The organism is Flavobacterium sp. 270 (assembly GCF_004368785.1).
Classification (GTDB): Bacteria; Bacteroidota; Bacteroidia; order Flavobacteriales; family Flavobacteriaceae; genus Flavobacterium.
On sequence record NZ_SODM01000003.1, the window covers coordinates 648,752 to 665,498 of the forward strand.

Here is a 16,747-nt window from a genome sequence, read left to right on the forward strand (position 1 = left end):
GCCTAATTTTTTTTAGACAGCTTTTTTTAAAAGTATGAAACATTTAATTAACTATAAGGCAATAATAATAAACTCGCTTCGTCTGTTTTCCTGATGTTCGGCTTCTGTACAAGGTACGTCATCGGCGCATTTGTTTACGAGCTGGGTTTCTCCATAACCTTTTCCGGTTAGTCTATTCGCTTTTATGCCGTTTTGAATTAACCAGTTTATGGTAGATTTTGCTCTTCGATCAGATAAGGCTTCATTGTATTTGAATGTCGCACGGCTGTCTGTGTGAGAACGAATGTCAAGTTTCATTGTTGGATTGTCGTTTAATACGGCTAATATTTTTTCTAAGTCAATGGCTGCTTCTGTGCGAATGTTTGATTTGTCGAGATCAAAGTAAATCATTTTTATACCAAAACATTTTCCTAAATCATCACCAACGGTAACTTTACAAGTTGCTTTTTCCAGCGCAATTGGCAGTTCGGTTTTTCCAGTTGTTTTTTCGATGGTAATGCTGACTTCTTTGGTGGTGTAATCTTCTTTTTCAGCTCTTACATTATAACTTTTGCCACATTCAACCGGAAAACTATAACGTCCGGAAGCATCGGCAACGGCTGAGTTTTTCATTTCCATTTGATTACTGTACAGCGTCACTTTTGATCCTGGTAAAATTGTTCCGTTTTCAGCATCTGTAATAACACCGTACAATTCTTGTATGCATTTTAATCTTTTGGTTTCTAAAAATTTATAAATATCATCAGAACCTAATCCGCCATCTTTGTTTGAACTGAAATAACCTCTACGTGAAACAGGATCAATACTATAAGCAAAATCATCTTTTGACGAATTAATATCGCCACCCAAATTTTGAATATCATCAATTTTTCCATCGGGAGTAATCTGACCTACAAAAACATCCAAACCTCCAAGTCCGGGATGTCCGTCTGATGCAAAATAGATCTCGTTTTCATTGGTTACAAAAGGGAATGTTTCTTTGCCTTCTGTATTAATAGTTTTTCCTAGATTTTCGGGTGTTCCAAAGCTTCCGTTACTATTAATGCTAATTTTATAAAGATCAGATTGTCCGATTGTTCCCGGCATATCAGACGCAAAATATAAAGTGTTTTCGTCTGGACTAAGTGCAGGATGTGCAGTGCTGTAATTGTTGCTGTTAAAGGGAAGTTCTGCAATATTCTCCCATTTTCCGTTTTCTAGTGTGGCTCTATATATTTTTACCAGCGTGACTTTGTTGGCATCTTTTCCCTTTTTTCCTTCTACATAATTATTTCTGGTAAAATATACTGTTTTGCCATCTTTAGTAAAAACAGGAGTTGCTTCGTGAAATTTTGAATTTAAGCCGGATTTAAATTTATTTACTTTAGACGTATTTCCATCGGCATCGATATCGGCATCATAAATATTCGTAAAGTATTCTCCTGTCCATTTGTGTTTTCGCTGCGAAAAATTTCCAGTATCTCTTGCCGAAGCAAAGTAGATTTTATTCTTGTAAACAAAAGTTCCGTAGTCTGAATATTTGCTGTTTATTCCGGCATCTTCTATTTTATAACGTCCGGAATTTGCTTTAATCTTGTCTAGATAATTTACATTGTCTTGGTAAAGCTGTCCTCTTGCATCATTTTTAAATTTAGCATTAAATTCATCCATGATTTTATTTGCTTTTGCAGGATCTCCTGTAGATTTTAGTGCTTGGGCATATCGGTAATAATATTCGGGTTCTACATTGGTATTCATTACAAATAATTCTCCATACCATTTTGCAGCGCCGTCAAATTCAGAGTTGAAGTAATAAGAGTTTCCAAGTTTCTTAAACATATCTTCATTTTTGTATCCTTTATTGGCAACTTTTTCATACGTTTTTATTGCATTTATATAGGCGTATTGATCATATTTTTTATCACCGGAGTTTACTTTTGATTGCTGCGAATAACTTTTTAATGAAAAAAAAGCACTTACGAGTATTAAAGAAAGTAGTATTGAATTTTTCATGATCATTATTTTTAGAAGAAACGAGGAGTTGTCATTTTACCATTGTTTTTGAAGATTTCATAGCGCAGGAAAATCTCGTGCGACCCTGAATTGTAGTTCTTTAGATTTGTGGTTTCATTGTCATATCCGTAGCCTATGTACAATCCGTCTGAAATCTGAAAACCAACCATTGCACTAAGCGCAGCGCTCCATCTGTAGGCAACACCAACAGTTAGTTTATCAAAAAACATAAAGTTTGCAGATGCATCTACCTGAAGTGGCGCTCCTTCGACCATTTTGGTTAAAACTGCTGGTTTAAATTTTAGATCGTAAGAAAGATCAAAAACATATCCGGCCATTAAATAATAGTTTATTTTGTCTTTATAAATGGCTACATCATTATCATCGTAGCGATTGGTTTCGATAAAATTAGGTACAGATAAGCCAATGTAAGCTCTCTCTGAATGCCAGTAAACTCCAGCTCCGATATTGGGAGAAAAATCAGTTTTCAGATTTTGAAATTGTGGATCTCCCTGATCTGCAGGATTTAACTTATCGACATCCAGATTAAAAAGATCTGCCGTTCCTTTTATACCAAAAGAAAGTTTCCAGTCTTCGGATGTTGGTATGGTGTAGGAGAGGTCAACAGAAATTTGATTTTCATTGGTTGGGCCAATTTTATCGTTTACTAAAGATACACCGATGCCAATATTACTGTTGTTTATTGGTGTATTTACCGATACAGTGTTGGTTTTTGGAGATCCATCTAGCCCTACCCATTGATCGCGGTGTAAAGCAAAAATACTTAAAGCACCTCGGGAACCAGCGTACGCCGGATTTATATTTATCGTGTTGTACATGTATTGCGTAAACTGTGCATCTTGTTGTGCATATCCCGCAAATGTTACAAACAGCATGACGAAGAAAAATAATTTTGTTCTCATAGTAGATTATTATTTTAATTATTACTATTGATTCCTTAGTTGAGAAATTCAAAAAGTCAATACACGTGTGTATTCAAAAAAGTAAGATTGAGTGTTTTTTTATAATGCACTGTAAACGAGTTACAGTGCATTTTTTAGTTCTATTTTGATAGATATAAGTATCCATCAAGCTTATTATTTTGAATAACATTATTTCCGTTTAATGACTTGTAGTTGATAATGTAGAAATAAGTTCCAGCTGGCAGTCCTTCTGATTGTTTAATTGTGGTTCTGCCTCGGGAAGTACCATCAAACGCGTTGGTAGTGTTATTATAATCATTAGTTTCAAAGACTAATATTCCCCAGCGATTATAGATTTCTACTGAATTTCCTGGATAACAGGTTAACTCATCAATATTATCAATTTTGAAAACATCATTAATTCCGTCGCCATTTGGAGAGAAAGCATTGTGTATCACTACATTTCCGCAGGCCAAAACTTTACAGTCGTCATTTACTTCCATGGTCAATACAATATTTCTAGGACAAGCTGCATCTGCTATTTTGTATTCGAATGTATAATTGCCTAATGCCAATCCGAATGGGTTAAGAACACTGCCTTGTAATGCATTACTTCCATTAGAATCAATCCATTCACCAGTTGTTGGCGTATTTGCAGGAAGTAAATTGGCAAGGTTAAGAGGTGTTGCATCGTCGTTACAGGCTTCGCCGGTTATGTTTATTACACCAAGTGGAGCAACGGTTATGGTAACTACTGCGGTATCGCAATTGCTGCTATTCAGTTTGTCACAAATTCTATAACTGTAGGTGTAAGTTCCCGGAGGAGTTAAACTCGATACGGTTACATTTCCAGAATCATCAATTGTAATATTAGGATCTGTTTTTGCAGCATTGGTTTCGCTTATTAAAGTAAAGTCTACCAATAATAATGTTGCAGGAACTTGACCTTTAAAGTCATTACTCAAAACGTTTCCAACCAATCCGAAAGTATTACAGCCGATATTAGCATAAGTATCATCGTTTGCAACAACCGGAGTAGGAGCAGTTATAGTTACCGTTACAATGGCAGTATCACAATTTCCGAAATCTGCTTTTTCGCATATTTGATAGGTTAAAGTATAAGTTCCCGCAGGAGTGTTGGCTTTAACATCTACAGAACCGTCAGGATTTAAGGTTAATGTTCCTGTAGAATCTGGCGTTACTGTTGTAAGTGTAACATCGGCTGGATTTACTGCAGTTCCATTTAATGTATCATTATTGTACACATTTAATATATTCGGAATTGCTGCAGTTACTGCATTTATCGGACCTGCATTATCATCATTAGCAACGATTGCAAATGTTGGTCTTGCTGTACAATACGGATCTGCCGGCGGATAATTTAAAGTGATGGTTTCGCTAGGATTAACAGATATGGTAAGGTTTACAGTCGGACGTAAAGATTCAAATCCGTCAGCACCCTGAATCCATTTATTATTTTCGAAAATCCATCCTGGCCAATCTACACCATTTCCAGCCTGATCAATCACAGCGCCCGGCCATAAAACACGTCCGCTAAGTGGTAAATTTGTCATCGTTGTAATAACGGTATTAGCGCTGTTAGCCCAAGCTATTGTTACACCATTTACAGGAGTAAAGTTTACAGGAGTTACAACGTAATCTACATAAGGAACATCGTTTACACAAATTGCTGTTGCTGTAACCGTCATCACAGGAGCTTCAATTGTAATGGTTACCGTTGCGGTGTCGCAATTACTGGTTTCATCAGCTTCACAAATTTGATATACCATTGTTAAAGTCCCCACAGGTGCATTTGGAAGTACATCTACAGAGCCATCAGGGTTTAAATGTAAAAACTCATTTGGTGTTACGGTTGTAATAATAACATCAGAAGGAGTTACTACTACGCCTTCAAGAGTATCATTTGGCAGTACATTAAGAACATTTGTTGTAGTGTGGTTTACTCCGGCAATTGGTCCTGCGCTATCATCATTAGCAACAATATCCTGAACTTCTTTACAATTAACACCAAAATCGGCATCTAAGTGTACTAAATCTTCTGGCGTTACGGTTACAATATAACTGCTTGCGCTTGAAGTTCGGCAAACGGTATGCATTTGCGTTTTATCAGGTTTTGATGTTATTTTTTTATCGGCTATTGAAGGAATAACTTTTACTAAACCTGTAGCTCCCAAAGCAGCTGCGACAGCATCAAAATTTGCATCTCTTACCAATTTTATAGTATAATCTCCATAAGGATTTGACTGTTCTGGTCTGTTTCTCCAGAATCCTTCAATCCCTACAATTACATCTGCATGATATCCGTTAGGTCCATCAATAATTACATTTGGACTTAATGCATTGCCAAAACCTCCGGCATTTAATTCACCAACATTTTGAGGGCCGTTGTAACTTCCGTCACCATTAAGGTCAATCCATTCCCATTGGCTGTAATCAATAGCACCATTACCGTCAGGGACATTTTTCGTTACAATACCATCATTATTGGCATCATACCATTCGTCCTGAATTCCGTTATTATTAGTATCATACCAAACATAATCTCCTAAAACCGGAAGTTTTGATGCTCCGTATTCGAAATTATGGGTTTGGAATTTACATTCTTCAAGAGTTGTAAAGAACAAACTTGAATCTACAGGATACAATTGATACGCACTATTTAAATTTGCATCCTGAACCTGAACTAGATAACTTCCTACAGGCATTCCTGTAAAACTATAAGAACCATCTGCGCCTGTAATGCGTAATAAAATAGGACCCGTTGTAGTGCCTTGCGGAATCAATGTTACCGGTACATTTGCAATTGGCGTATTGGTATCAACATTAATAATAATACCAGATATTTTTACTTTATAATTTGGTTCTGTTATTACTACCGTTGTTGCTGCTATACAAGTTTGGTTTTCACCATTTACTGCGGCAGTTGCTGTTACGGTATAAGTTCCGGCAGGCAGATTAGTGTTGCTTACCACCTGATTATTAGCATTTCTAATTAGAACAGTTGAACCTGGACTACTGGTTACAGTAATTGAACCGTCGCTTGCGCCCAAACAAGTTGCATTAGAAACAACAGCCGATACAGAAACTTTATTATCAACAGTAAAGGTTTGAACCAATTCTGTTTTATTGCCCGCACAATCTGTCAGAGTATACGTTCTGGTTAAGATGTATGTACTTCCGTCGCAACCGTTTCCTCCATTATTAGAGTCGCTTACCGTAATATTTACAGTTGGACTGCAATTATCTTTCGCATCTTTTATATCACTTGGGCTTCCGACAGGAATAGCTGCTATGTCTTGTAAATTGGCAACATCTGCAGGAGCAGTTCCTGTTGGTGGCGTAGTATCTCTTACTGTAATAATTTGAGTATAAGATACCGTATTGCTACCACAGTCGCTAGTTGTCCATTTACGAGTTAAGGTATAATTGGATGAACATCCTTCCTGAATATTACTTTTAACTTCTGTGTAAACTATTGGTAAATCTCCATTGCAATTATCAGAAGCTGTCATTTCTACTGGTTGCGGAACCGCATCACAAGAAACAGTTATATCTGATGGGAGATTTCCTGTAAATACTGGCGCAGTTTTGTCTTGAATTGTTATCACTTGCGTGAAAGTGTCAGAGATATTGCCACAATCGTCTTTTGCAGTCCAGGTATTGGTAATTGTCCCGGTGTTTGAACAACCTTCTGAAGCGATAAACTGACCGGTTACTTTTTCTATGTTCGAAACATCTGAATCACAAGTATCTGTTGCTACTGGAAATTGCGCTTGCGCGGATGCCAAAGCTTCCTGATTACTGCATTCTATAGTTTGATTTAAAGCTCCAGCCTGAGTTACCCAAGTTGGTGCAGTTGTATCTTGTACAATAATAACCTGACTAACCGGAAGCGAAATGTTGCCGCACGCATCTTTAGCAGTCCAGGTTCTTGTTTTAGTATAAGAACCGGCACAATTGCCTTCAACAATTGTGTCAACATAAGTTAAAGAAGAAATTGTGCCATTATTATCGGTTGCAGTAGCTTCTGCAAACACAGGCACTTCTGGACAATTTATTGTTGCCATTTCTGGCAATGTAGCAATTACTGGTTTAACAGCATCTCCATCAAGGATTATGAATGTTTCTGTAATCGAACATCCTTTAGCGTCGGTAGCTATTACACTATAATTTCCAGCTAAAAGATTGTTGGCTGTAGCCGAAGTCTGCACTGGATTTGTATTCCATGAATATGTATAAGGAGAAGTTCCTCCTGATACTGTAACCGTAGCAGAACCTGTATTGCCACCGCCACAAGTAACATCAATTTGTGATTTTACAGCACTAAATGCTTTTTCTGGTTGAGCAATTGTTACCGTACAAGTTGTTTTGTAGCCTAAGTTATCAGTAACTGTTACCGTATGTAAACCAGCATTTAAATTAACTGCCTGCGCAGTAGTTTCTCCATTATCCCATGCATAAGTGTAATTTCCATTTCCGCCAATTGTAGTTACAGTAGCTTTACCGTTGCTGTCACCATAACATTTAGCAGGCTCATCCTGAGCAATGCTACAAGATAGTACACCTGGTTCTGATATTGTGATAGAGCAGGTTGTTGTACAGCCTTTGGAATCAGTTACTGTTACGGAATGAGAGCCTGCAGAAAGTGCTAAAGCTTTAGCAGTTGTTTCTCCGTTATCCCATGCGTAAATGTAATTTCCGTTTCCGCCGTTTGGAGTTACTGTTGCTTCTCCATCGCTTAATCCGTTAGAAGAAACCGCTTTATTTTGAGTAATTGAGCAGGTTAAAGCTTGTTGAGGCTGGCCAATTGTAATATTACAAGTGGTAGTGTAACCTAATTTATCCGTTACGGTTACGGTGTGAACTCCTGCATTTAAACCAACTGCTTGTGCAGTTGTTTCGCCGTTATCCCAAGCATAAGTGTAATCACCATTTCCGCCAATTGCAGTTACAGTAGCTTTACCATTACTGTCTCCATAACATTTAGCTGGATCATCCTGAGTAACATTACAGGCTAATACATCCGGCTGTGTTATAATTATTGAGCAGGTTGTTGTACAGCCTTTTGCATCTGTTACTGTTACAGAATGAGATCCTGCAGAAAGAGATATCGCTTTCGCGGAAGTTTCTCCGTTATCCCATGCGTATGTATAATTTCCATTTCCTCCAATCGGAGTAACAGTTGCTTCTCCATCACTTAATCCGTTAGAGGTTACCGCTTTATTTTGAGTAATTGAACAAGTTAAAATAGCACTTGGCTGACCAATTATAACAGTGCAAGTTGTGATATAACCTAATTTATCCGTTACGGTTACTGTATGAACCCCTGCATTTAAACCAACTGCTTGTGTAGTTGTTTCTCCGTTATCCCAAGCATAAGTGTAATCGCCGTTTCCACCAGCTGGAGTTACTGTAGCTTTACCGTTGCTGTCGCCATAACATTTAGCTGGATCATCCTGAGTAACATTACAGGCTAATACATCCGGCTGTGTAATAATGATTGAGCAGGTTGTGATACAGCCTTTGGAATCTGTTATCGTTACAGAATGAAATCCGGCATTTAAACCAACCGCTTGTGCAGTAGTTTCTCCATTATCCCATGCATAAGTATAATTTCCGTTTCCGCCGTTTGGAGTTATGGTTGCTTCTCCGTTGCTTAATCCGTTTGCAGTAACGGCTTTATCTTGAAAAATTGAACAGGTTAAAGCTTGTTGAGGCTGGCCAATTGTTACCGTGCAAGTTGTGGTATAACCTAATTTATCAGTCACCGTTACTGTATGTAAACCAGCATTTAAACCGACTGCTTGTGCAGTTGTTTCTCCGTTATCCCATGTATAAGTATAATCGCCGTTTCCACCAGCAGGAGTTACAGTAGCTTTACCGTTACTGTCTCCATAACATTTAGCTGGATCATCCTGAGTAACATTACAGGCTAATACATCCGGCTGTGTTATAATTATTGAGCAGGTTGTTGTACAGCCTTTTGCATCTGTTACTGTTACAGAATGAGAGACTGCAGAAAGAGCTAAAGCTTTAGCAGTAGTTTCTCCATTATCCCATGCGTAAGTATAATTTCCATTTCCGCCGTTTGGAGTTACAGTTGCTTCTCCGTTGCTTAATCCGTTAGAAGAAACTGCTTTGTTTTGAGTAATTGAACAGGTTAAAGCTTGTTGCGGTTGTCCTATTGTTACCGTACAAGTGGTAGTGTAGCCTAATTTATCAGTCACTGTTACCGTATGGACACCGGCATTTAAACCAACAGCTTGCGCAGTTGTTTCGCCGTTATCCCAAGCATAAGTGTACTCACCATTTCCTCCTATTGCAGTTACAGTAGCTTTACCATTACTGTCGCCATAACATTTAGCTGGATCATCCTGAGTAATACTGCAAGACAATACGCCTGGTTCTGATATCGTGATGGAACAGGTTGTTGTACAGCCTTTGGAATCAGTTACTGTTACAGAATGAGAGCCTGCAGAAAGAGATATCGCTTTCGCGGAAGTTTCTCCGTTATCCCATGTGTATGTATAATTTCCATTTCCTCCAATCGGAGTAACAGTTGCTTCTCCATCGCTTAATCCGTTAGAAGAAACTGCTTTATTTTGAGTAATTGAGCAGGTTAAAGCTTGTTGAGGCTGGCCAATTGTTACATTACAAGTTGTAGTGTAGCCTAATTTATCGGTTACGGTTACTGTGTGTAAACCAGCATTTAAACTAATTGCCTGTGCAGTAGTTTCTCCATTGTCCCAAGCATAAGTGTAATCACCATTTCCGCCAATTGCAGTTACTGTAGCTTTACCATTGCTGTCGCCGTAGCATTTTGCAGGATCGTCCTGAATAATACTGCAAGACAATACATCCGGCTGTGTAATAATGATAGAGCATGTTGTGGTACAGCCTTTTGCATCTGTTACCGTTACAGAATGAGAACCGGAATTTAATCCGACTGCTTTAGCAGTAGTTTCACCATTATCCCAAGCATAAGTATAATTTCCATTTCCTCCTGTTGGAGTTACAGTTGCTTCTCCATTGCTTAATCCGTTTGCAGTAACTGCTTTATCTTGAACAATTGAGCATGTTAAAGCTTGTTGTGGCTGGCCTATTGTTACATTACAAGTGGTTGTATAACCTAATTTATCAGTCACGGTTACTGTATGTAAACCAGCATTTAAACCAACGGCTTGTGCAGTTGTTTCACCGTTATCCCAAGCATAAGTATAATCACCGTTTCCGCCAGCTGGAGCTACAGTTGCTTTACCGTTGCTGTCGCCATAACATTTAGCCGGATCATCCTGAATAATACTGCAGGACAATACATCCGGCTGTGTAATATTGATAGAGCAGGTTGTGGTACAGCCTTTTGCATCTGTTACTGTTACAGAATGAGAGACTGCAGAAAGAGCTAAAGCTTTAGCAGTAGTTTCTCCATTATCCCATGCGTAAGTATAATTTCCATTTCCGCCGTTTGGAGTTACAGTTGCTTCTCCGTTGCTTAATCCGTTAGAAGAAACTGCTTTGTTTTGAGTAATTGAACAGGTTAAAGCTTGTTGTGGCTGGCCTATTGTTACATTACAAGTGGTTGTATAACCTAATTTATCAGTCACGGTTACTGTATGTAAACCAGCATTTAAACCAACGGCTTGTGCAGTTGTTTCACCGTTATCCCAAGCATAAGTATAATCACCGTTTCCGCCAGCTGGAGCTACAGTTGCTTTACCGTTGCTGTCGCCATAACATTTAGCCGGATCATCCTGAATAATACTGCAGGACAATACATCCGGCTGTGTAATATTGATAGAGCAGGTTGTGGTACAGCCTTTTGCATCTGTTACCGTTACAGAATGAGAACCTGCAGAAAGTGCTAAAGCTTTAGCAGTAGTTTCTCCATTATCCCACGCATAAGTATAATTTCCGTTTCCATCGTTTGGAGTTACAGTTGCTTCTCCATTGCTTAGTCCGTTTGCAGTAACGGCTTTATCTTGAACAATTGAACAGGTTAAAGCTTGTTGAGGCTGGCCTATCGTAATATTGCAAGTGGTTGTGTAACCTAATTTATCGGTTACAGTTACAGTGTGAATTCCGGCATTTAATCCAACAGCCTGAGCAGTTGTTTCTCCGTTATCCCATACATAAGTATAATCACCGTTTCCGCCAGCTGGAGTTACTGTCGCTTTACCGTTACTGTCGCCGTAACATTTGGCTGGATCATCTTGAATAACACTGCAAGCCAAAACATCCGGCTGTGTTATAATGATTGAGCAGGTTGTAGTACATCCTTTAGAATCTGTAACTGTTACCGAATGAGAACCGGCATTTAAACCAACCGCTTTAGCAGTTGTTTCTCCATTATCCCAAGCGTAAGTATAATTTCCGTTTCCACCGTTTGGAGTTACGGTTGCTTCTCCATTGCTTAATCCGTTTGCAGTAACTGCTTTATCTTGAACAATTGAGCAAGTTAAAGCTTGTTGAGGTTGGCTAATTGTAACGTTACAAGTTGTTGTATAACCTAATTTATCCGTTACAGTTACAGTGTGAATTCCGGCATTTAATCCAACAGCCTGCGCAGTAGTTTCCCCGTTATCCCATGCATACGTGTAATCTCCGTTTCCACCAGTTGGTTTTACTGTAGCTCTACCGTTGCTGTCTCCGTAACATTTTGCTGGATCATCCTGAGTGACGGTGCAAGCCAAAACATCAGGCTGAGTTATTGTGATAGAGCAGGTTGTAGTACATCCTTTAGAATCTGTTACCGTTACGGAATGTGAGCCAGCATTTAAACCAATCGCTTTAGCAGTTGTTTCTCCATTATCCCATGCATAAGTATAATTTCCGTTTCCGCCGTTTGGAGTTACAGTTGCTTCTCCGTTGCTTAATCCATTTGCGGTAACTGCTTTATCTTGAACAATTGAGCATGTTAAAGCTTGTTGAGGTTGTCCTATTGTTACATTACAAGTTGTGGTGTAACCTAATTTATCCGTTACGGTTACTGTATGCAGACCAGCATTTAATCCAACAGCCTGCGCAGTTGTTTCTCCGTTATCCCATGCATAAGTATAATCGCCGTTTCCGCCAGCTGGAGTTACAGTGGCTTTACCATTGCTGTCGCCGTAACATTTGGCTGGATCATCTTGAATAATACTGCAAGACAATACATCTGGCTGTGTAATAATGATAGAGCAGGTTGTTGTACAGCCTTTTGCATCTGTTATCGTTACAGAATGAGAGCCTGCATTTAATCCGACTGCTTTAGCAGTTGTTTCTCCGTTATCCCATGCGTATGTATAATTTCCATTTCCTCCAGTTGGAGTTACAGTTGCTTCTCCGTTACTTAATCCGTTTGCAGTAACAGCTTTATTTTGAACTATTGAACAAGTTAAAGGGTCGCTTGGCTGACTAATTGTAACTGTATCCGTTTTAGAAGAACAAGAATCTGTAACGGTCAAAGTGTAAGTTCCAGAAGGAAGTCCAGATACAGAAGCCGTAGTTCCAACTTCAACATTTAAACTATTTTTCCAGGAATACGTTACAGCTCCTACAGCATTTGAAACAGTTCCAGCAGTCACAGATCCGGTACTTTGTCCAAAACAAGAAACATCTGTTTTAGAACCTGCTGTTAGTGCTAAAGCTGCGCCTGGCTGACCAATTGTAACTGTATCCGTTTTAGAAGAACAAGAATCTGTAACCGTCAAAGTATAAGTTCCGGAAGGAAGTCCAGATACAGAAGCCGTAGTTCCAACTTCTACATTTAAACTATTTTTCCAGGAATACGTTACAGTTCCTACAGCATTTGAAACAGTTCCAGCAGTCACAGATCCAGTACTTTGTCCAAAACAAGAAACATCAGTTTTAGAACCTGTTGTTAATGCTAACGCTGAACCTGGCTGATCAATTGTAACCGTATCCGTTTTAGAAGAACAAGAATCTGTAACCGTCAAAGTATAAGTTCCGGAAGGAAGTCCAGATACAGAAGCAGTAGTTCCAACTTCAGTATTTAAACTATTTTTCCAGGAATATGTTACAGTTCCTACAGCATTTGCAACAGTCCCAGCAGTAACAGATCCGGTGCTTTGTCCGAAACAAGAAACATCTGTTTTAGAACCTGCTGTTAATGCTAGAGCTGCGCCTGGCTGACCAATTGTAACCGTATCCGTTTTCGAAGAACAAGAATCTGTAACGGTTAAAGTATAAGTCCCGGAAGGAAGTCCAGATACAGAAGCCGTAGTTCCAACTTCAGCATTTAAACTATTTTTCCAGGAATACGTTACAGTGCCTACAGCATTTGAAACAGTTCCAGCAATAACAGATCCAGTGCTTTGTCCAAAACAAGAAACATCCGTTTTAGAACCTGCTGTTAATGCTAAAGCTGCGGTCGGCTGACTAATTGTAACTGTATCCGTTTTAGAAGAACAAGAATCTGTAACAGTCAAAGTATAAGTCCCGGAAGGAAGTCCAGATACAGAAGCAGTAGTTCCAACTTCAATATTTAAACTATTTTTCCATGAATATGTTACAGTTCCTACAGCGTTTGCAACAGTCCCAGCAGTAACAGATCCAGTGCTTTGTCCAAAACAAGAAACATCCGTTTTAGAACCTGCTGTTAATGCTAACGCCGCGACTGGCTGATCAATTGTAACCGTATTTGTTTTAGAAGAACAAGAATCTGTAACCGTCAAAGTGTAAGTTCCAGAAGGAAGTCCAGATACAGAGGCCGTAGTTCCAACTTCAGTATTTAAACTATTTTTCCAGGAATACGTTACAGTCCCTACAGCATTTGAAACAGTTCCAGCAGTAACAGATCCAGTGTTTTGTCCAAAACAAGAAGCGTCTGTTTTAGTAGAAGCTGCTAAAGCTAAAGCAGCACTTGGCTGTGTAATTTCAATAGTTAAAATACCTGTAGCACAATTGTTACTATCTGTGGCTGTAACTTTATAAGTTCCAAAACCTAAGCCTGATATGTCTTTTGCAGTTGCATAATCTACATTATTTTTTGTCCATTTATAAGTGTACGGACCTTGTCCGCCTGTTGGAGTATTAATTGTAATAGATCCATTAGTTCCTCCAAAACAAGTAACATTCGTTTGTGTGTTGAGTGTTATAATTGGACACGGAACATTAGTTGTTGGAGAAGTTATATTTTGAAATGTAGTCGCACAAAGAGCATTTTGAAAATCCAATCTCGATGTACTCACTAACTGATTACCACAAGTGTTTGGTTTTGGTGTCAATCGATATTTTAAAGTAATAGTTTCAACATTCAAAAAATCAATGTTCCATGCAATTTGTTGTCCCGTAACTGTAGTCGTTCCTTTAGAAGCTGTTATAGCTCCAATTGTAAAATTGCTGTCAACAGTTTCTTTTTCAAAAGGAGTTCCGGTTATTTGTTTTGCTACCCAAGACAATTGAGTAAAAATCTGCGTGTAAATTCCAGTTAAATTAGCGGCATTTTCAGCAAAAAATGAACCTCCAGACTGAATTTGATTTAAAGCATATTCAGCATCGGTTTGACTATTACCAGAAATAGCGCCAAATAATCCAACAGAAAAAATTTGATTATTATAAGTAACCCCAGAAACAACTACAGTTTTTGCTGCGTTGGCCGCGGTTATAGCGCTTTGTATACAAGTACCTTGTTGTCCACTGCTGCAGTTATTGCCATTCGTACCCGATTCGTTGGCAACTCCATCAGTCAATAAAACAATGCTTCGTGCAGTAGCACAGTCATAAGTGGCACCATCTAATACCTTTTTGGCTTTAACCAAACCATCCTGAATATTAGTGTTTCCATTGGCAACAAGTCCATTAATAATATTTATTAAATCTTGTTTTCCTGCAGAAAGCGTTAAACCTTGTCTTATTGTAGCAAGAGAACTGTAAGTTACAATTGCCACTTTATTTTTAGTTGTTGGATTGTTAACTGGGTCAAACATTTTATTGATAAAATCAATCGCAGCATCCTGGGCATAAGCCAAAGGTTTAGGATTATTACCATCTCCCATACTACCCGAAACATCAATTACCAAAACAACTTCCAAAGGTCTGGCAACAGGATTCGAACCTTGAATTTTTAATTCAACATCCAAAGCCCCACAGACTCCGGGAGCAACAGTAACCGTTTTTGTTGGTGTAATTGTTTGTGCTAAACCTATGCTTGAAGAGAGTAAAAAAAGTAACAAATAAATTGTTTTGTTAACCTCTTTAATAAAATGGATAAAGTGTAATGTTTTTTTCATTTTATATCAATTTAAATTGAAAAGCATCTAAATACAGCTTGTATATTTAGTTTTCAGAAGGATTGTTTACAATTGTATGTACAACAGTATTAACTGTGTAGCTGCTGCAATTTGTAGAGGTCGCGTTTATTTGAGTACAATTCCATTTGTTAAATGCAGTACCTTGAGGGACAATTAAATGAATTGAAAAACTTGCAGTTTGATGAGAAGATACTGTAAGAGATGTAATTGGAGCGTTATTATTATCCAGAAAACTGCCCATTAAGTTTACATTTTCAGACGTATTGCTTTGGTCGTTATTAGCGCAATTACCATTTATATTTAGCGCGCTTAGGTTATAAACATCAGAAGAATTTCCATCATTGGTTAATACCAATGTAAAATAAGCGCCATCTTTACCAGCGCTGTTGTAGATTCTGTTCTTTTCAACCTCTAATTTCGCGTTGCACGAACCAGATTGGGCAGAAGTAAGAGCGGGAATTAAACAAAACAGTATGGGAAAAATGTTTTTTTGAAAGATATTTTTCTTAAATGAAAAAATGAACTTACAATTGGTAACAAATTTTACTGCTTTTTCAAGAGTAGATTTAGTTCTCATAACTTTCGATTTTGGTTTAATGATTTTTTGATATTTTAACATAATCAAAGTTATATAGTCCGTTTATTTTTGATTTTTTTTATCTGTAACTAACCAAAAAACTCGTTGAAATGTGATTTTTTTATAAAATATTAGCTTAAAAAGATTTTTTTTTAACTCTTTTGAGTCTTCTTTTAAATCTTATTTTTTATTTTTATGATAAATTTTAAGAATTTTTAAAATTTATAATTTATTGTATATCAGTATTTTATGTTATTTTTTAAGAATTTTGATAATATCGATGAAGTGCTTATTTATCTGATGAAGTACATTATTTTGAAAACCTTAAAAACGAAAAATGCCAATATGTTAAAATTTTACGAATAATGCATTCTTGTTAAAATTTTTAAAAAGTGTTAACACAAATAAAAAAATGAAAAGGATTAAAATAACTTTTGTAAATTAGAACTGAATTAAAAAATTAACCTCTTAATGAGGCAGTAAACCTTTAGCTTATGAAAAATTTAATTTTAATACGTCATGCAAAATCAAGCTGGGAAGCGCCTTTAAAAGATTTCGATAGACCGTTGATGAAGAGAGGAATTTTAGATGCTCACGAAGTATCGGCAAACATTTCAAAGTTTCTTCCTAAAACCTATATAATTTGGAGCAGTACGGCAGCGCGCGCATCAGAAACTGCTTTAATTTTTGCACAAAATATTTCGTATCCTATAGAAAGTATCGTTTATAAAGACGATCTTTATACCTTCGACGACAGACAACTCGAAAAGGTTATCAAATCTTGTGATAATAGTTTTGAAAGTGTTATTCTTTTTGGACATAACGAGGCTATTACAAATTTTGTTAATAAATTTGGAGATGTTTTTATAGAAAATGTTCCAACCTCTGGATTTGTATCACTGCAATTCGATTCAGAAAACTGGGACACGATCGATAAAGGCAAAACCCATAAAACCATTTTCCCCAAAGATTTAAAATAAATA

General features: G+C 37.6%; 5 protein-coding genes. 1 reads left to right on the forward strand and 4 read right to left on the reverse strand.

The window, feature by feature from the left end:
- Positions 1 to 51: 51 nt before the first annotated feature.
- From EV144_RS14350 to EV144_RS14365, 4 genes are all read right to left on the reverse strand, one after another.
- Entirely contained in the window at positions 52 to 1,992 is a 1,941-nt protein-coding gene (locus EV144_RS14350) for an OmpA family protein (RefSeq protein WP_134149836.1), read from the reverse strand.
- 11 nt (positions 1,993 to 2,003) lie between these two features.
- Complete coding sequence (locus EV144_RS14355) at positions 2,004 to 2,915, reverse strand: type IX secretion system membrane protein PorP/SprF (RefSeq protein WP_134149837.1); 912 nt, start codon at positions 2,913 to 2,915, stop codon at positions 2,004 to 2,006.
- Positions 2,916 to 3,055: 140 nt separating this feature from the next.
- Positions 3,056 to 15,166 (reverse strand): gliding motility-associated C-terminal domain-containing protein, encoded by a 12,111-nt coding sequence (locus EV144_RS14360; protein WP_134149838.1) that lies wholly within the window; start codon positions 15,164 to 15,166, stop codon positions 3,056 to 3,058.
- Between the two features lie 46 nt (positions 15,167 to 15,212).
- The gene (locus EV144_RS14365; protein WP_134149839.1) at positions 15,213 to 15,764 is read right to left on the reverse strand and encodes a hypothetical protein; all 552 of its coding nucleotides are present in this window, start codon (positions 15,762 to 15,764) and stop codon (positions 15,213 to 15,215) included.
- Between the two features lie 494 nt (positions 15,765 to 16,258).
- Here EV144_RS14365 and EV144_RS14370 point away from each other — a divergent pair, with 494 nt between their 5' ends.
- On the forward strand, positions 16,259 to 16,744 hold the full coding sequence (locus EV144_RS14370) for a SixA phosphatase family protein (protein WP_134149840.1): 486 nt from the start codon (positions 16,259 to 16,261) through the stop codon (positions 16,742 to 16,744).
- Positions 16,745 to 16,747: the final 3 nt, after the last annotated feature.

What these genes read in the sequence shown, in the direction of transcription:
- EV144_RS14350 (WP_134149836.1), bottom strand. Translation starts at nt 1,992, where the DNA reads ATGAAAAATTCAATACTACTTTCTTTAATACTCGTAAGTGCTTTTTTT.
- EV144_RS14355 (WP_134149837.1), bottom strand. Translation starts at nt 2,915, where the DNA reads ATGAGAACAAAATTATTTTTCTTCGTCATGCTGTTTGTAACATTTGCG.
- EV144_RS14360 (WP_134149838.1), bottom strand. Translation starts at nt 15,166, where the DNA reads ATGAAAAAAACATTACACTTTATCCATTTTATTAAAGAGGTTAACAAA.
- EV144_RS14365 (WP_134149839.1), bottom strand. Translation starts at nt 15,764, where the DNA reads ATGAGAACTAAATCTACTCTTGAAAAAGCAGTAAAATTTGTTACCAAT.
- EV144_RS14370 (WP_134149840.1), top strand. Translation starts at nt 16,259, where the DNA reads ATGAAAAATTTAATTTTAATACGTCATGCAAAATCAAGCTGGGAAGCG.